This is a genomic window from Rhodoferax potami, assembly GCF_032193765.1.
GTDB classification, from domain to species: domain Bacteria; phylum Pseudomonadota; class Gammaproteobacteria; order Burkholderiales; family Burkholderiaceae_C; genus Allorhodoferax; species Allorhodoferax potami.
Genome location: NZ_JAVBIJ010000001.1, coordinates 3,111,179 through 3,127,753 on the forward strand (window position 1 = coordinate 3,111,179; position 16,575 = coordinate 3,127,753).

A 16,575-nucleotide genomic window follows, 5' to 3' on the forward strand; every position below is an offset into this window, starting at 1 on the left:
TTGCGGGCATGAATGCATCCCTTCTTGCTTTAGCCGCTATCGCCCTCTGGGGCAGTCTCGCCCCTTTGGGCGTCTCATTGGGCCATGTGCCGCCCTTTCTGCTCACAGGCGTGGGCTTGGTCATCGGCAGTGTGATTGGCTTGCTGCTGTCACGCGGCCGGGTAAGTGCATGGAAGGTGCCCGCCGCCACGTTGGCGCTGGGGGTTTATGGGCTGTTTGGGTTTCACTTTTTGCTCTTTATCGCCCTGCGCCATGCGCCACCGGTGCAAGCCAATTTAGTCAACTACCTGTGGCCGCTGGGCATTGTGTTGATGGCCCCGCTGTTTCTGCCCGGCATGCGGCTGGGTGCGCTGCACGTGGCGGCCGCCTTGCTCGGTTTTGCCGGCGCGGCGCTGGCCATATTGGGGGGCCGCGATGCAGGCAGCGGCATGGGCGGTTGGGCATGGGGCTATCTGCCGGCCATGGCCTCTGCCTTTGTGTGGGCCAGCTATTCGCTGATGACCCGGCGGGTGCCGCCCTTCCCAAATGCGGCAATCGGCTTGTTTGGGCTGGTGTCTGGACTGCTTTCGCTCTTGTGCCACGCGCTCTTGGAGCCATCCGTCACGCTGACGGCCCACGATTGGCAGTTGCTGGCAGCGCTCGGTTTGGGGCCTTTGGGTGGTGCGTTTTACCTGTGGGATGCAGCGCTCAAACGCGGAGATGCACGCACCATCGGCGTGTTGTCATTTCTGACGCCACTGCTGTCCACCCTCGGTTTGCTTTGGATGCGAGGCGAGTGGCCTAGCGCCAGTGTGGCATTGGCCGCTGCCATGATCGTGGGAGCAGCCGTGTTGGGTTCACGCGCCAAGGCTTGAGCATCTCAACAGAAACATGCTGTAGCCCATACGGAAAGTGCGCCGTTAGCTATTAAAACAATAGCTCAACGGCATTTACATCACACGTATCCGCCCGCCAGCTCCAAGGCCGGATCTTCCGCGGTGCGCACCCGCTGGGCCCAAAGAGCCAGCTTGGTGGTGTCGGAGCGCAAGATCTCTTGCTTGACCGCCAGAATCTGCGCGGGGTGCATGGAGAAGCTGCGCAGTCCCAAGCCCAGCAGCAAACGCGTCAGGGTCACATCACCCGCCATTTCACCGCACACACTCACGTCTTTGCCCTGCGCACGGCATTCGGCAATCGTGTCTGCGACCAGCCGCAGCACTGCGGGGTGCAGCGGGTCGTAGAGGTGGGCCACCGATTCGTCCGCGCGGTCGATGGCGAGGGTGTACTGGATCAAGTCGTTGGTACCGATCGACAGAAAGTCGAAGTACTTCAAAAACAAGGGCAGGCTCAAAGCGGCCGCCGGGATCTCGATCATCGCGCCCAACTGCACCGGGCCATACACATCGCCACGGCGGTCAAGCTGGGCGCGGGCGCGCTCAATGTGGGCCAGTGTTTGGCGGATTTCGCTCGCATGGGCCAACATCGGTATCAGCAAACGGACTTTGCCATGCGCAGCCGCCCGCAAAATCGCGCGCAGCTGCGTCAAAAACATAGCAGGCTCGGCCAAGCTCCAGCGGATCGCCCGCAAGCCCAGCGCAGGGTTGAGGTGGGCGTCGTCATGCACTGACTCATCCAGCGGCTTGTCAGCCCCCACATCCACGGTGCGGATGGTGACAGGCAAGCCCTCCATCCCTTCGACCGCCTTTTTGTAGGCCCGGTACTGCTCTTCTTCGTCCGGCAACTGGCCATGGCGCCCCATGAACAGAAACTCGCTGCGAAACAGCCCGACGCCCAAAGCACCTGCCTTGAGTGCGGCTTGGGCGTCTTCCGGCATTTCGATGTTGGCCAGCAACTGGATTTTTTCGTCATCCATGGTCACGGCAGGAGTGTGCAGCAAGCGCTGCAAGCGGCCACGTTCGAGTTCACCCTGGCGCTGTTTGAAGCCGTATTCCGCGAGGATGATGGGCGATGGGTCCACGATGACCACACCGGCATCGCCATCGATGATGACCCAGTCATCCTGCCGCACCAATTGACTGCAGGTGCGCGCGCCCACCACCGCGGGGATATCCATGCTGCGCGCCACGATGGCGGTGTGCGAGGTCTTGCCGCCCACATCGGTGATGAAGCCCGCAAACACACTTTGCTTGAACTGCAACATGTCAGCCGGCGACAAGTCATGGGCGATGAGCACCAGAGGCACATCCACGGTGTCGTCCAGCAACAAATCCTGCTGTGCGCCTTTGCGGCCCGGCCGCTGAGCAGGCAGTACCGGCGACTGGCCGCCCTTCATCGCGCGCAGCACCCGTTCGCAAATCTGCTCCATGTCGGCCTTGCGCTCGCGCAGATAGGCGTCTTCCATTTCATCGAAATGGCGGGCAATGATTTCAAGCTGAGTGGTCAAGGCCCACTCTGCGTTGTACAGGCGGTCTGTGATCCAGTGCTTGACGCCGCCGACCAGCTCTTCGTCTTGCAGCAGCATCAAATGCACATCCAGCAAGGCGGCCAGTTCGGTAGGCGCCTCTTTGGGCCCCATGCGGCTGATGCTGGTTTGGAGGCGGTAGATTTCTTCAACCACCGCATCGCGGCCTGCCCGCACCCGTGCGATTTCAGCATCCACCTCATCCGGTTTGATGAAGTAGTGCGCGACGTCCACCCGGCTTGACGCGACCAAGACCGCGCGCCCGATGGCAATGCCCCGGGAAACCGCGAGGCCGTGGACCGAAAATGTCATGTCTGCAGGCTCCGCAGGGTCAGGGGCAGCGGGTTCATTCGCCTTCTCCGAACTTGTCGTTGATCAGGGCCAACAAAGCGTCCATGGCTTCTTGCTCACGGTCGCCGCTGGTTTCTAGGGTGATCTCGGAACCGATGCCGGCTGCCAGCATCATCACGCCCATGATGCTTTTGGCATTGACACGGCGCTCACCGCGGGACATCCAGACCTCGCAAGGGAAGCTGCCCGCCAATTTGGTGAACTTGGCCGAGGCCCGTGCATGGAGGCCCAGTTTATTGACTATGGTCGTGTTGGTGCTGATCATGGGTTTTACGATGTTGGTTTTGCGGTGCGGTGACCGCGACTTGCATGATGCTCTGGGTGCCACCGGCGAGCGCTCGGGTGACCAAAACGTCCAGCGGCTCATGCCGGTAATTGACGGTGCGCAGCAGCATGGGCAGGTTGACACCCACCACCAGCTTAGACTGATGACCATCCACCACTTTTTGGGCCACGTTGCAGGGGGTGGCGCCGAACACGTCGGTCAGCACCAGCGCCTGCGGCGCACCCAATTGGCGAAGCAGCGCTTGGGCCGCTGCGCGTGTCACGTCGGGGTTTTCGTTGGCAGGAACATCCAGTGCGCTGATGCCGTCTCCCGCGTCCGGGTACACATGCAGCACACAAGCTCGCAATGCACTGGCAAGGGGAGCGTGGGCGATGATAAGGATGCCGGTGTTCATACGAAGTCAGAGTTGGGCATTGATTATGGCGTCTTTGCCCGGCACGCCACCAGATAAGCCAGCACACTGGCACCACCAAAAGTCGCAAACGCCACTTGAAACGCCTGCACTTCAGGCAGCCCTTGGGCCTTCAGGACGTCCAGCAACAGGCCGAGGCCCCACTGCACCGCAAACACGCCCGCAAAGATCACCAGGTTGTAGGCCGACAGAGCCCGCCCAGCCAGCCCGGCAGGAAAGGCCATGCCCACAGCCGGCTGCGCAAGTGCGGCGACCGTGGAAGCGACACAATACAAGGCAAATACCACTGCAGCACTCACCGATAGTGCGGGACCCGCTATGATTAATATAGCAAGCGTCACAAAACTGAGCGGCACCCAACGGCGGATCATCTTTTCGGCGGTATGCCCGTTGCGAGCCAGCCATGGGTTTGCCAATCCCCACAGCCAATACGCAAGCAGCATGGCCACATTCAACCAAAACAAACCACTGGCGGCTTGGGCCGGTGTGTAACCGGCCACCTTGGTCATCCACGGGCCCGCCCACAGGGTTTGCATGGCCACGAGGCCGCCATAGTTGACGAAGCCCAGCGGGGCCAGAGCCCTGAAATACGGGTTGCGCCACACCTCGGCATAGCCCTGCACCTGTGCGTTGGCGCCGGCAGCGGTTGCAGGTGCCTCCCACGCGGGGACCTGCCAGGCGATCAAGACCATGCTGATCAACATCAGGGCCGCCAACACTAAAAAGATGCCGCGCCAACCGATGACTGGCAAGAGCCACTGAACCGGCAATGTGGAAGCGACCATGCCAAATGCACCCACCATCAACATCCACGAGTTGGCGCGCATCAGTTGTTCCGGGGCGAACCAGCGACGGTATCCGGTGAGGGCCGCCATGAGGCAAGCGCAGACTCCAATACCGCAGAGAATCCGCGCAAACAAAAGGCCCACAAAGCCGTCGGCCTGTGAAAACGCGATGCATCCCGCCAAGGCTGCCGCCAAGAAAAACAGCTCTACCTTCCGTGGGCCATGGCTGTCCAGCCATTTGCCCAGAGGGAGTTGCATGGCAGCGAAGCCCAGAAAATACCCGCCAGCGAGCAAGCCAAGGTCAGCGGATTGCAGTTGAAACTCTGCAACCAGAGTAGGCGCTATCGTGGCAGTGATCGCACGGATCAGGGCGGACAAAAAGTAAGCGAAGGCGAACGCCAAAAATACGGCGATCGCTTTATTGCGTGACATGAAACTCATAACAGAGAGATATCTTCCAGAAATGTTAGCGCCCACTCTGGCAAAACCTTTGGCGCGTAAACAGCGAGGTGATACAGCCTTTGTTCATGCAAGAACCAGCTGAGGCGCGCCTGTATAGGCTTTCCCTGTGGATCGACACCGGTTGCCTGAATGGAAATGGCGCTTTTACTCCAGGAGGGCGGCGTCCATGGAGCAGCCTCTGGCGTTCCTGCGCGCATGGAACGCAGGGCTTGTTGTTGCCATGCACTTTGAATATCGCGAGCCGCCGCTCCATCGGGCACGGCGACCTGACTGATCGCGAATAGCGCATCCCCAGCCTCGCAGCCCATGATGTCCAGTGACAGGGTTTTATCGCCAATTTGCTGATTGCGTGTGGCGCTGTCAGGCTTGCAGGGAAGATTGAAGGCCACCGCGCTTAGCGGAGCTTTGCGCCAGTTCATCGTCGGGCTGCACGCAGAGACAGCCGCGATGACGGCGAATGCCGCCATCGCGCGGACCCAGCGAACACGGCTCATCGGAGCGTGCCGAATACTTTGCTGAGAATGCTGCTGCCGTAAGCAACAGGGTTTTGCCGGATTTTTTTCTCTTCCTCGCCAATCATGAAGTACAGGCCGTCCAAGGACTTGCCGGTGACGTACTGCTGAATGTTGGCGTCCTCTTTCTTCAGGAGCCCCAACTCGGAGGCCCGGCCTGCGAATTGGTTGTATTTGTCGGCGAGCCCCACCTTGGAGGTGGCTTGGGTCACGATAGGCAGAAACTTGGTGCCCAGCGGTGCCCGGGTTTTATCCGCAAAGAACTGGCTGACAGCGGTGTCGCCGCCTGCGAGTATGCCCTTGGCATCCTGCACCGACATGCCTTGCACTGCCTTCATCAACACATCTTTGGCCATCGGAACCGCGGCTTCAGCCGCACGATTCATGGAAGTCACCAGCTCATCGACTTTGCCCCCTTGGCCGAATGTACGCATCAATTTAGCTGCGTCTTCGAGATATCCCGGCAATGCGATGCGAACTTTCTCGTTGCCAAGGAATCCATCTACTGCGCCGAGTTGAAGAATAGCCGCCGAGGCGCCCTTCTCAAGCGCTACTTTCAGCCCTTTGCTCGCATCCGTGTTGCTGAGGTCGGCCAAACTCAGGGCGTGGGCGTGCTGGGTGATGGTGCTGAAAAGGGTCGCGGTGAGCAGTGAGAGCGACGTAAACTGTCTACGGTCCATGGAGAGATTTCCTGCGTATGAAAAAACAAGTGGTATTGGGTGCCATCGTAGCGGCTTGCTTGGTCGCTGGTGGTGCTTTTTTGGTGTCCGATACAAAGGCCGCGCCGGCGTCTACTTTCGTTTTGCTGGACGGTAGCAGCAAGCAGACCAGCGACCTTAAGGGCCGTGTGACCTTGGTGAATTTTTGGGCTACGAGCTGCACAACTTGCGTCGCAGAAATGCCCCAAATGGTGCAGACCTACGAGAAGTTCAAAGACAAAGGATTTGGTACCGTTGCAGTTGCGATGGCCTATGACCCGCCGAGCTACGTTGTGAACTTTGCACAGACACGCAAGCTTCCGTTCGATGTGGCCATCGACAACACTGGTGCTGTGGCCCGCTCTTGGGGTGAGGTGACCTTAACCCCCACCAGCTATCTGGTGAACAAGCGGGGCGATATTGTCAAACGCTACGTAGGCCAACCCGACTTTGATGAGCTACACCAGCTGATCGAAAAGCTTTTGCAAGAATCCTAGCAGCTGAGAAACAGCTACGGCGAGGCGCGAAGCCTATAAGGTGGGTAAGCGTGTGCCAGGGCTTGTAGTGATACATTGCCTACTCAAAAGTGGCCGCATTCAGCAGCGATCGCGTATGGCCCACCGCTTAACTCCGCTTACCCCACGCCTCCATGCAACCGCACATTCTGATTGCCGACACTCCTGACACGCTAGAGGGTATCCGCGGGCTGTTTATCGAATACGCCGACAGCCTTGGGGTGGATTTGTGCTTTCAGAACTTTGAAGAAGAACTGAGCACCTTGCCCGGAGAGTATGCGGCCCCGCGCGGTTGCCTGCTGGCAGTTCAGATTGATGGCGCATGGGCCGGATGTTGCGCACTCCGCCCGCTGGATAACGTGGACTACCCCAACGCATCCGAAATGAAGCGTCTGTTTGTCCGACCCGCTTACCGGAGACTGGGGCTAGGTCGCTTGTTAGCAGAGGCAATTTTGGACGCAGCCCGAACCATGGGTTATGACTGCGTGCTTCTAGACACCCTGAACGACATGGAGAGCGCACGCGCTTTGTACGGAGAGTTGGGCTTCGTTGAAGTGCCCCCGTATTACTTCAACCCAATAGCAGGGGCCCACTATTTGCGGGCAGAACTCTAGCTCCACCCGCGTTCTCGCTTAGGCCTGGGCTTGAGCCAGCAAGGTGGCAGCGTCGCTCACTTCAAATTTGCCGGGGCCTTCAATGTTCAAAGTTGCGACTTTGCCGTCCTTGACCAACATCGAATAACGGTTGGAACGCAGACCCAAACCTTTACCGGTGAGATCCAGAGTCAAGCCAGTCGCTTTGGCAAACGCAGCGTCACCGTCGGCAAGCATACGCACTTTGGTGCCGGTTTTTTGATCGCGCGCCCATGCGCCCATCACAAACGCGTCATTCACGCTCACGCACCAGATTTCGTCGACACCAGCTGCCTTAAAAGCCTCTGCATACTCCACATAGCCGGGCACATGTTTGGCAGAGCAGGTGGGAGTAAAGGCGCCAGGCAGAGCAAACACGGCGATGGTCTTGCCCGCGGTGGCCTTCGCGACAGGCACTGCGTTAGGACCGATGCTGCAACCTTCGCCTTCGATCTCTGAGTACTCCATAAGTGTGGTGTCTGGAAGTGCGTCGCCGACTTGAATCATATTTGCTCCTTATGCAAAGTGTTAATACCAATGAAAACGGCCCACATTGTGGGCCGTTTCTTATTCAACTGCAGGAATGAAGTCGTAAAGACTTAAACCGCAGCTGCCTTCTCTACCAAACGGGTCGCAACCCAGTTCTTGGTTTTGGAGATAGGCTTGCTTTCGGTAATTTCGATCACGTCGCCCAACTTGTACTCGCCCTTTTCGTCATGGGCGTGGTACTTGCTGGTCTTCGCAACGATCTTGCCGTAGAGCTCGTGCTTCACACGACGCTCAATCAGCACTGTCACAGTCTTAGCACGCTTGTCGCTGACCACCTTGCCAACCAAGGTGCGCTTGAGGGATTTTTTAGCTTCCGTCATTTATCGCTCCTTATTTGGCGGATTTTTCAGCGCTTTGCTTTTGCACAAGAATAGTCTTGGCGCGAGCAATATCGCGGCGCGCAGAGCGCAACGAAGCGGTGTTGTTGATTTGTTGCGTGGCCTTTTGCATACGCAGACCGAAGTGGGCTTTTTGCAAAGCCTTGACTTCGTCTTTCAGGCCGGCAACGTCTTTTTGGCGCAGTTCAGCAGCTTTCGTCATTTCGATTTCTCCTGAATTACTGGCCGATCATGCGGCTGACAAATGTCGTACGCAATGGCAGCTTTGCAGCAGCCAAACGGAAAGCTTCGCGAGCGAGTTCTTCGGGCACGCCGACGATCTCAAACACGATCTTACCGGGCTGAATCTCAGCCACGTAGTACTCGGGGTTACCTTTACCGTTACCCATACGCACTTCAGCAGGCTTCTGGGAAATCGGCTTGTCAGGGAACACGCGGATCCAGATACGGCCGCCACGCTTCACGTGACGGGAAATTGCACGACGTGCAGCTTCAATCTGGCGAGCCGTCAGACGGCCGCGGTCAGTACATTTCAGACCGAAGTCACCAAAGGCAACCGAGCTTCCGCGGGTTGCGACTCCAGTGTTACGGCCCTTTTGCTCTTTGCGGTATTTCCGGCGAGCGGGTTGCAACATGATTATTCTCCTTTACCGTCAGCTGCTGCAGCTGGCGCGGCGACTTTGCGAACGCGCTTAACGGCGGTTTTAGCGTCAGCACCAAGTGCTTCAGCGGGCTTGTCGCTGCCATCAGCGGGAGCGGCATTGCTACCGACCGGACGACGGGCGCCACGAGGTGCAGCGCCTGGACGCGCACCGCGGTCATCACGGCGTGGGCCGCGAGGACGACGCTCTTCTTCAGCACGAGGCTCAACGGCTGCTGGCAGATCGTTACGGCCCAAAGTGTCACCCTTGTAAACCCAAACTTTCACGCCAATGATGCCGTAAGTTGTCTTAGCTTCAGAAGTTCCGTAATCGATGTCTGCGCGCAGAGTGTGCAAAGGCACGCGGCCTTCACGGTACCACTCAGTACGTGCAATTTCGATACCGTTCAAACGGCCGGACGACATGATCTTGATGCCCAAAGCGCCCAAACGCATAGCGTTTTGCATGGCGCGCTTCATGGCGCGACGGAACATGATGCGCTTTTCGAGCTGCTGGGTGATGCTGTCAGCGATCAGCTTCGCATCGATTTCGGGCTTGCGCACTTCTTCGATGTTCACTGCCACTGGCACGCCCAATTGCTTGCCCAGGTCACGCTTCAAGTTTTCGATGTCTTCGCCCTTCTTGCCGATCACCACGCCCGGACGAGCCGAGAAAATGGTGATACGTGCGTTCTTGGCAGGACGCTCAATCAGAATGCGCGAAACCGAAGCGTTTTTCAGCTTGGCCTTCAGGTACTCGCGAACCTTGATGTCTTCCGACAACATGCCGGCGAAATCACGGTTGCTTGCGTACCAGCGAGAAGACCAGTTACGGCTGATCGCCAAACGAAAGCCGGTTGGGTGGATTTTTTGTCCCATATCTTCCTGGCCTCTTTCAGTTTCCAACCGTCACGTACACGTGGCACGTGGGTTTGCGGATTTGATTGCCACGGCCCTTGGCGCGCGCGGTGAAGCGACGCAGCGAAGCACCTTGCTCGACGTAGATGGTTTTAACCTTCAATTCGTCGATGTCAGCGCCGTCATTGTGTTCGGCGTTGGCAATTGCGGACTCCAAAACCTTCTTGATGATCACAGCAGCTTTTTTCTGTGTGAATTGCAAGATGTTCAGAGCTTGATCAACTTTCTTGCCACGGATCAAGTCCGCGACCAGACGACCTTTGTCAACAGACAAACGGACGCCACGAAGGGTTGCACGAGTTTCCATGGTCACCTCCTTATTTCTTCTGGACTTTTTTGTCCGCAGGGTGACCCTTGAAAGTACGTGTGAGCGCGAACTCACCCAACTTGTGGCCAACCATTTGATCGGTGATATAGACAGGCACGTGCTGTTTGCCGTTATGCACAGCAATGGTCAAGCCGATGAACTCGGGCAGGATCATGGAGCGACGGGACCAAGTCTTAATCGGCTTCTTGTCCTTGTTTGCCACGGCCTTTTCGGTCTTGGCAATCAGGTGATGGTCGACGAATGGACCTTTTTTCAGTGAACGAGTCATTTACCTACCCCTTACTTCTTGCGACGCGACACGATCATGACCTGCGTGCGCTTGTTGTTACGGGTACGGTAGCCCTTGGTCAGATTACCCCAAGGATCGACTGCATGACGGCCTTCACCGGTCTTGCCTTCACCACCACCGTGTGGGTGGTCAACAGGGTTCATCACAACACCACGAACGGTTGGGCGAATACCCATCCAACGCTTCACACCGGCCTTGCCCAACTGGCGTAGGCTGTGCTCTTCGTTTGCTACTTGACCAATGGTCGCGCGGCAGTCGATGTGGATCTTGCGGACTTCGCCAGAACGCACACGCACTTGAGCGTAGGTGCCTTCGCGAGCCAGCAAAGTAGCAGATGTACCAGCGGAACGGATGATTTGAGCACCCTTGCCAACTTGCAACTCTACGCAATGGATGATGGAACCCACTGGAATGTTGCGAATAGGCAATGTGTTGCCCACGCGGATAGGAGCTTCGGAACCGTTTTGAATGGTTGCGCCAACTTCCAGGCCACGAGGAGCAATGATGTACTTGCGCTCGCCGTCTGCGTAGCACACCAGAGCGATGTGCGCGGAACGGTTTGGATCGTACTCAATGCGCTCAACCTTCGCAGGGATGCCATCCTTGTTACGGACGAAATCCACTACACGGTAGTGATGCTTGTGACCACCGCCCTTGTGACGGGTGGTGATGTGGCCGTTGTTGTTACGACCGGCTTGTTGGAATTGTGGCTCCAACAAAGCAGCGTGGGGAGCACCCTTGTGCAGGTGGTCACGCGAAATCTTCACCACGCCACGACGGCCTGGGGAAGTTGGTTTCATTTTAATGACAGCCATGATTACGCAGCCTCCCCGCCGAGGTTCAGCTCTTGACCTGGCTTCAGTGTCACGTAGGCTTTGCGAACATTGTCGCGACGGCCAACAGACTTACCGAAACGCTTGGTCTTGCCCTTGGTGTTCACCACAGAAACGCCTTTTACCTCGACCTTGAACATCAATTCCACAGCGGCCTTGATTTCATACTTGGTAGCGTCTTGCAGCACCTTGAAAGTCACAGCATTGCTCTTTTCAGCAACCATGGTGGCCTTTTCGGACACAATGGGAGCGACGAGCACTTGCATCAAACGACCTTCGTCGAATTTGGTCAGATTGGGACCGTGGCTCATGCAAACATCTCCTTGAGTGTGTCCATGGCAGCCTTGGTCACCAACACCTTGCGGTAGTGAACCAAAGACAGGGGGTCAGCATAACGGGGCTCAACCACCAGAACATTCACCAGGTTACGGGATGCCAGATACAGGTTTTCATCAACCTCATCAGCGATCACCAACACGGATTCCAGATTCATTGCCTTGAACTTCGCAGCCAAAGCCTTGGTCTTGGGAGATTCCACTTTCAGGGAATCCACCACGGCCAAACGGCCTTCGCGCACCAGCTGAGACAAGATAGATGCCATACCTGCGCGGTACATCTTCTTGTTGATCTTCTGGCCGAAGTTTTCATCAGGCATGTTCGGGAAGATACGACCGCCGCCGCGCCACAGTGGCGAGGAGGTCATACCAGCGCGAGCACGACCGGTTCCCTTTTGCTTGAAAGGCTTCTTGGTGCTGTGCTTGACCTGTTCACGGTCTTTTTGTGCACGTGTACCTTGACGAGCGTTGGCCTGGAAGGCCACGACCACTTGGTGCACCAGATCTTCGTTGTAGTCACGACCAAAGACTGCTTCAGGAGCGTCGTATTTGGAAGTTGCCTGACCTTGTTCATTCAGGAGTTCGACTTGCATCAGTTCGCTCCTTTAGAGGCTTTGGCTTTGACTGCAGGACGCACGGTCACGAAACCGCCCTTGGATCCAGGGATAGCACCCTTGATCAACAACAGCTGGCGAGCTTCGTCAACACGAACTACGTCGAGGTTTTGAGTTGTCACGGTGGCATCACCCAGATGACCAGTCATGCGCTTACCAGGAAACACGCGACCAGGATCTTGAGCCATACCGATAGAACCGGGCACATTGTGCGAACGGCTGTTACCGTGGGATGCGCGCTGCGAGGACATGTTGTGACGCTTGATGGTACCGGCGTAGCCTTTACCAATCGAAGTGCCCTGCACATCCACTTTTTGACCCACAGCAAAAATATCGGTCACTGGCACAGTGGCGCCAGTTGCGTACTTTGCAGCAGATTCAGCAGTAACGCGGAACTCTTGAATGATTTCGCCGGCTTCAACGCCAGCTTTGGCCAAATGGCCTGCGACGGGCTTGGTAATACGCGAAGCTTTGCGTGCACCAAATGTAACCTGCAAGGCTACATAGCCGTCGTTCTCTTGGGTTTTCACCTGTGTCACACGGTTGTTAGACACATCCACCACGGTAACAGGAACAGCGTCCCCGTCGTCCGTGAATAGACGCATCATGCCAACTTTGCGACCCAGCAACCCTAAGTGATTGCTAAGACTCATTGTTTTCTCCGTAACTCCCAACCATTGCAACTTCAATTGGCTGCAATGTTTTTTACTTGGGAGACTGTTAATAAAACCCCGCGCGTCTCCACGCAGAGCCAGCGAGTATAGCCTGCACTTGCGGAGTGCGCAAGTGCTCAGCCGTTCGCCTAAGAAGGCCCCGCAGTAACGGGGCCTCAATTCAATTACTGCAACTTGATTTCTACGTCCACGCCTGCGGGCAGGTCGAGTTTCATCAGTGCATCAACGGTTTTGTCCGTTGGATCCACGATGTCCATCAAACGCTGGTGCGTGCGGATTTCGAACTGGTCACGACTGGCCTTGTTCACGTGAGGTGAACGCAGGATGTCGAAGCGCTTCATGCGTGTTGGCAAAGGCACGGGGCCTTTGACAATCGCGCCGGTGCGCTTTGCAGTGTCAACAATTTCAGCTGCCGATTGATCGATCAGCTTGTAGTCAAACGCCTTCAGGCGGATGCGGATTTTTTGTTTGGCGGCCATCGTAATTCCTTAATGTGCGAATTACGCGATGATTTTGGCAACCACGCCGGCGCCCACGGTACGACCGCCTTCGCGAATAGCGAAACGCAGGCCTTCTTCCATGGCGATGGGGTTGATCAACTTCACAGTGATGGACACGTTGTCACCAGGCATCACCATTTCTTTGCCTTCTGGCAACTCGATCGCACCGGTCACGTCCGTTGTACGGAAGTAGAACTGGGGACGGTAGTTGTTGAAGAAAGGAGTGTGACGTCCGCCTTCATCCTTGGACAAAACGTAGATTTCGCCAGTGAAGTGGGTGTGTGGCTTGATCGAACCGGGCTTGCACAGCACTTGGCCGCGCTGCACGTCTTCGCGCTTGGTGCCGCGCAACAAGATACCAACGTTGTCGCCTGCTTGACCTTGGTCGAGCAGCTTGCGGAACATTTCGACGCCTGTGCAGGTGGTCTTTTGTGTGTCGGCGATACCAACGATTTCGATTTCTTCACCGACCTTGACGATACCGCGCTCAACGCGACCTGTCACCACGGTGCCACGACCGGAGATCGAGAACACGTCTTCCACGGGCATCAGGAATGCGCCGTCCACTGCGCGCTCTGGCAGGGGGATGTAGGAGTCGAGTGCGTCAGCCAGCTTCATGATCGCGCCTTCGCCCAGGTCACCCTTGTCGCCTTCCATGGCGAGCTTGGCAGAACCGTGGATGATGGGGGTGTCGTCGCCTGGGAAGTCGTACTTGGACAGGAGTTCGCGAACTTCCATTTCAACCAGTTCCAACAACTCAGCGTCGTCAACCATGTCGCACTTGTTCAGGAACACGATGATGTAAGGCACGCCCACTTGGCGAGCCAACAAGATGTGTTCGCGTGTCTGAGGCATTGGGCCGTCAGCTGCGGAGCAAACCAGAATAGCGCCGTCCATTTGAGCCGCGCCAGTGATCATGTTCTTCACATAGTCAGCGTGTCCGGGGCAATCCACGTGTGCGTAGTGGCGGTTGGCGGTTTCGTACTCAACGTGTGCAGTGTTGATGGTAATGCCGCGTGCTTTTTCTTCAGGCGCTGCGTCGATCTGGTCGTACGCTTTGGCGGATCCGCCAAACTTGGCTGCCAACACAGTGGTGATAGCCGCTGTCAGTGTGGTCTTGCCGTGGTCCACGTGACCAATGGTGCCCACGTTGACGTGTGGCTTGGTACGTGTGAATTTTTCTTTACCCATTTTTCAATTCTCCAAAGAGCTAATCCCGTGTGTTGGTTTTACGTCTGCACGATGTTGCTATATCGCCCCGCACGGGAACAGGGCGGCACACCGTCGCAGACCACTAAAAATTACTTAGCGCGCGCTGCCATGATGGCTTCAGACACGTTGCGCGGAGCTTCCGCGTAGTGCTTGAATTCCATCGTGTAGGTTGCACGGCCTTGGGACATCGAACGCAGTGTCGTCGAGTAGCCGAACATTTCAGACAAAGGTACCTCTGCCTTGATGGCCTTACCGCCGCCGACCATGTCGTCCATACCCTGCACCATGCCGCGACGTGAAGACAAATCGCCCATCACGTTACCAGCGTAGTCTTCAGGCGTTTCCACTTCCACAGCCATCATGGGCTCCAGAATCACGGGGTTGGCCTTGCGGCAACCTTCCTTAAAGCCGAAGATGGCGGCCATCTTGAACGCGTTTTCGTTCGAGTCCACATCGTGGTAAGAACCGAAAGTCAAAGTAACCTTCACGTCCACCACGGGGTAGCCCGCCAAAACACCTTGGTTCAAAGCTTCGATCACGCCCTTTTCAACCGCAGGGATGTATTCGCGAGGAACCACACCGCCCTTGATCGCGTCGACGAATTCGAAGCCCTTGCCGGCTTCGTTAGGCTCAACTGTCAACACCACGTGACCGTATTGACCCTTACCACCGGACTGGCGAACAAACTTGCCTTCCACGTCAGACACGCTCTTGCGGATAGTTTCGCGGTAGGCCACTTGTGGCTTACCTACGTTAGCTTCCACGCCGAATTCGCGCTTCATGCGGTCCACAATAATTTCCAAGTGCAGCTCGCCCTGTCCACCGATGATGGTCTGGCCGGACTCTTCGTCGGTTTGCACGCGGAAAGACGGATCTTCAGCAGCCAAGCGGTTCAGGGCAATACCCATTTTCTCTTGGTCAGCTTTTGTCTTAGGCTCAACAGCTTGGCGAATCACGGAGTCAGGGAACACCATACGCTCAAGTGTGATGACTGCCGATGGATCACACAAGGTTTCACCGGTTGTCACGTCTTTCAGACCCACGCAAGCAGCAATGTCGCCCGCGCGGATTTCATCCACTTCTTCGCGGTTGTTGGCGTGCATTTGCACGATACGACCGATACGCTCTTTCTTGCCACGCACCGCGTTGTACACAGTGTCGCCCTTCTTCAGAACGCCGGAGTACACGCGCACGAATGTCAACTGACCCACAAACGGATCGGTCATCAACTTGAATGCCAGCGCAGCGAACTTTTCGTTGTCATCAGCCTTGCGGGTGATTTCTTGCTCATCTTCGTCAAAGCCCTTGATGGCCTTCACGTCCAGAGGAGAAGGCATCAATTCGATCACAGCATCCAACATGCGTTGAACACCCTTGTTCTTGAACGCGGTACCGCACAACATGGGCTGGATTTCGCCAGCGATAGTGCGGCTACGCAGGCCGCCGGTGATTTCTTCTTCGGTCAAGTCACCTTCCTCAAGGTACTTGTTCATCAGCTCTTCAGAGGCTTCAGCAGCGGCTTCGACCATCTTTTCGCGCCACTCTTTAGCGACGCTCACGAGGTCAGCAGGGATCTCTTCGAAGGTGAACTTCATGCCCTGGGAAGCTTCGTCCCAGATGATGGCCTTCATCTTGCGCAGATCCACCACGCCGGTGAAGTTTTCTTCTGCACCGATTGGAATCACGATTGGCACAGGGTTGGCCTTGAGGCGCAACTTCATCTGATCCACAACCTTGAAGAAGTTGGCGCCAGTCCGGTCCATCTTGTTCACAAAGGCCAAACGTGGAACCTTGTATTTGTTAGCTTGACGCCACACGGTTTCAGACTGAGGCTGCACGCCACCCACAGCGCAGTACACCATGCAGGCGCCGTCCAAAACGCGCATGGAACGCTCCACTTCAATCGTGAAGTCCACGTGTCCGGGCGTGTCAATGATGTTGATGCGGTGCTCAGGGAACGATGTGTCCATCCCCTTCCAGAAGCAAGTCGTAGCAGCGGAAGTAATAGTAATACCGCGCTCTTGCTCTTGCTCCATCCAGTCCATCGTGGCCGCGCCATCGTGCACTTCGCCGATTTTGTGGTTCACGCCGGTATAGAAAAGAATACGCTCGGTCGTGGTGGTTTTGCCGGCGTCAATGTGCGCTGAAATACCGATATTGCGGTAGCGCTCAATGGGGGTAGTGCGAGCCATGATGGATCCTTGGTTGATCAAATTCTTGAGAGGGTCCGCTGCACCATGCAGCAAGACAAACGACTTTCAGAGTATGGCCAGCCCACATGACAGCGCGAT

General features: G+C 56.7%; 23 protein-coding genes. 3 read left to right on the forward strand and 20 right to left on the reverse strand.

Annotated features, from left to right (window positions below):
* Window positions 1-8: 8 nt before the first annotated feature.
* Window positions 9-854, forward strand: a complete 846-nt coding sequence (locus RAE21_RS15005) for a DMT family transporter (protein ID WP_313882053.1) — start codon at window positions 9-11, stop codon at window positions 852-854.
* A gap of 80 nt (window positions 855-934) precedes the next feature.
* Here the strand turns inward: RAE21_RS15005 and ptsP are convergent, their stop codons facing one another.
* Genes ptsP through RAE21_RS15035 form a run of 6 tightly spaced genes read right to left on the reverse strand, consistent with a single transcriptional unit; the run spans window position 935 to window position 5,889 of the window.
* On the reverse strand, window positions 935-2,713 hold the full coding sequence (ptsP, locus tag RAE21_RS15010; RefSeq protein ID WP_313882054.1) for a phosphoenolpyruvate--protein phosphotransferase: 1,779 nt from the start codon (window positions 2,711-2,713) through the stop codon (window positions 935-937).
* A gap of 34 nt (window positions 2,714-2,747) precedes the next feature.
* Entirely contained in the window at window positions 2,748-3,017 is a 270-nt protein-coding gene (locus tag RAE21_RS15015; protein WP_313882055.1) for an HPr family phosphocarrier protein, read from the reverse strand.
* Window positions 2,986-3,432 carry a PTS sugar transporter subunit IIA gene (locus tag RAE21_RS15020; RefSeq protein WP_313882056.1) on the reverse strand — a complete coding sequence of 149 codons (447 nt, stop codon included), beginning with the start codon at window positions 3,430-3,432 and terminating at the stop codon, window positions 2,986-2,988. Before RAE21_RS15020 ends, RAE21_RS15015 begins: the two co-directional genes overlap by 32 nt.
* 23 nt (window positions 3,433-3,455) lie before the next feature.
* Window positions 3,456-4,667 (reverse strand): MFS transporter, encoded by a 1,212-nt coding sequence (locus tag RAE21_RS15025; protein WP_428984032.1) that lies wholly within the window; start codon window positions 4,665-4,667, stop codon window positions 3,456-3,458.
* A gap of 5 nt (window positions 4,668-4,672) precedes the next feature.
* The gene (locus RAE21_RS15030) at window positions 4,673-5,191 is read right to left on the reverse strand and encodes a hypothetical protein (protein WP_313882058.1); all 519 of its coding nucleotides are present in this window, start codon (window positions 5,189-5,191) and stop codon (window positions 4,673-4,675) included.
* A complete protein-coding gene (locus RAE21_RS15035) occupies window positions 5,188-5,889 on the reverse strand; it encodes a DUF4197 domain-containing protein (RefSeq protein WP_313882059.1) in 702 nt (233 codons plus the stop codon). Before RAE21_RS15035 ends, RAE21_RS15030 begins: the two co-directional genes overlap by 4 nt.
* A 17-nt stretch (window positions 5,890-5,906) precedes the next feature.
* On the opposite strand from RAE21_RS15035, the gene RAE21_RS15040 reads away from it, so the two are divergent.
* Window positions 5,907-6,404 (forward strand): TlpA disulfide reductase family protein, encoded by a 498-nt coding sequence (locus tag RAE21_RS15040; RefSeq protein WP_313874400.1) that lies wholly within the window; start codon window positions 5,907-5,909, stop codon window positions 6,402-6,404.
* 152 nt (window positions 6,405-6,556) lie between these two features.
* Window positions 6,557-7,036 (forward strand): GNAT family N-acetyltransferase, encoded by a 480-nt coding sequence (locus RAE21_RS15045; protein ID WP_313882060.1) that lies wholly within the window; start codon window positions 6,557-6,559, stop codon window positions 7,034-7,036.
* A gap of 18 nt (window positions 7,037-7,054) precedes the next feature.
* Here the strand turns inward: RAE21_RS15045 and RAE21_RS15050 are convergent, their stop codons facing one another.
* The 14 genes from RAE21_RS15050 to fusA all read right to left on the reverse strand — a co-directional run bounded on the left by RAE21_RS15050 (window position 7,055) and on the right by fusA (window position 16,476).
* The gene (locus tag RAE21_RS15050) at window positions 7,055-7,561 is read right to left on the reverse strand and encodes a peroxiredoxin (RefSeq protein WP_313882061.1); all 507 of its coding nucleotides are present in this window, start codon (window positions 7,559-7,561) and stop codon (window positions 7,055-7,057) included.
* Between the two features lie 92 nt (window positions 7,562-7,653).
* On the reverse strand, window positions 7,654-7,923 hold the full coding sequence (gene rpsQ / locus RAE21_RS15055; protein WP_313874403.1) for a 30S ribosomal protein S17: 270 nt from the start codon (window positions 7,921-7,923) through the stop codon (window positions 7,654-7,656).
* Between the two features lie 10 nt (window positions 7,924-7,933).
* Window positions 7,934-8,143, reverse strand: a complete 210-nt coding sequence (gene rpmC, locus RAE21_RS15060) for a 50S ribosomal protein L29 (RefSeq protein ID WP_296511048.1) — start codon at window positions 8,141-8,143, stop codon at window positions 7,934-7,936.
* Window positions 8,144-8,159: 16 nt separating this feature from the next.
* Window positions 8,160-8,576, reverse strand: a complete 417-nt coding sequence (gene rplP / locus RAE21_RS15065) for a 50S ribosomal protein L16 (protein WP_068836220.1) — start codon at window positions 8,574-8,576, stop codon at window positions 8,160-8,162.
* 2 nt (window positions 8,577-8,578) lie between these two features.
* Entirely contained in the window at window positions 8,579-9,460 is an 882-nt protein-coding gene (gene rpsC, locus RAE21_RS15070; protein ID WP_296511047.1) for a 30S ribosomal protein S3, read from the reverse strand.
* 16 nt (window positions 9,461-9,476) lie between these two features.
* Entirely contained in the window at window positions 9,477-9,806 is a 330-nt protein-coding gene (gene rplV, locus RAE21_RS15075) for a 50S ribosomal protein L22 (RefSeq protein ID WP_075585605.1), read from the reverse strand.
* A gap of 10 nt (window positions 9,807-9,816) precedes the next feature.
* Window positions 9,817-10,095 (reverse strand): 30S ribosomal protein S19, encoded by a 279-nt coding sequence (rpsS, locus tag RAE21_RS15080; protein ID WP_313874405.1) that lies wholly within the window; start codon window positions 10,093-10,095, stop codon window positions 9,817-9,819.
* An 11-nt stretch (window positions 10,096-10,106) separates the two neighbouring features.
* Window positions 10,107-10,931 (reverse strand): 50S ribosomal protein L2, encoded by an 825-nt coding sequence (rplB, locus tag RAE21_RS15085; protein ID WP_313874406.1) that lies wholly within the window; start codon window positions 10,929-10,931, stop codon window positions 10,107-10,109.
* 2 nt (window positions 10,932-10,933) lie between these two features.
* Window positions 10,934-11,260: a 50S ribosomal protein L23 gene (gene rplW, locus RAE21_RS15090; protein WP_087495491.1), complete on the reverse strand. Its 327-nt coding sequence runs from the start codon at window positions 11,258-11,260 to the stop codon at window positions 10,934-10,936.
* Entirely contained in the window at window positions 11,257-11,877 is a 621-nt protein-coding gene (rplD, locus tag RAE21_RS15095) for a 50S ribosomal protein L4 (protein ID WP_087495492.1), read from the reverse strand. The genes rplW and rplD overlap by 4 nt, the downstream gene beginning before the upstream one ends.
* Window positions 11,877-12,551: a 50S ribosomal protein L3 gene (gene rplC / locus RAE21_RS15100; protein ID WP_313882716.1), complete on the reverse strand. Its 675-nt coding sequence runs from the start codon at window positions 12,549-12,551 to the stop codon at window positions 11,877-11,879. The genes rplD and rplC overlap by 1 nt, the downstream gene beginning before the upstream one ends.
* Before the next feature lie 185 nt (window positions 12,552-12,736).
* Window positions 12,737-13,051, reverse strand: coding sequence for a 30S ribosomal protein S10 (rpsJ, locus tag RAE21_RS15105; RefSeq protein ID WP_068674876.1), 315 nt, complete (start codon window positions 13,049-13,051; stop codon window positions 12,737-12,739).
* Window positions 13,052-13,072: 21 nt separating this feature from the next.
* Window positions 13,073-14,263 (reverse strand): elongation factor Tu, encoded by a 1,191-nt coding sequence (gene tuf / locus RAE21_RS15110; protein WP_296510516.1) that lies wholly within the window; start codon window positions 14,261-14,263, stop codon window positions 13,073-13,075.
* A 110-nt stretch (window positions 14,264-14,373) separates the two neighbouring features.
* Entirely contained in the window at window positions 14,374-16,476 is a 2,103-nt protein-coding gene (fusA, locus tag RAE21_RS15115) for an elongation factor G (protein ID WP_313882062.1), read from the reverse strand.
* Window positions 16,477-16,575 lie beyond the last annotated feature (99 nt).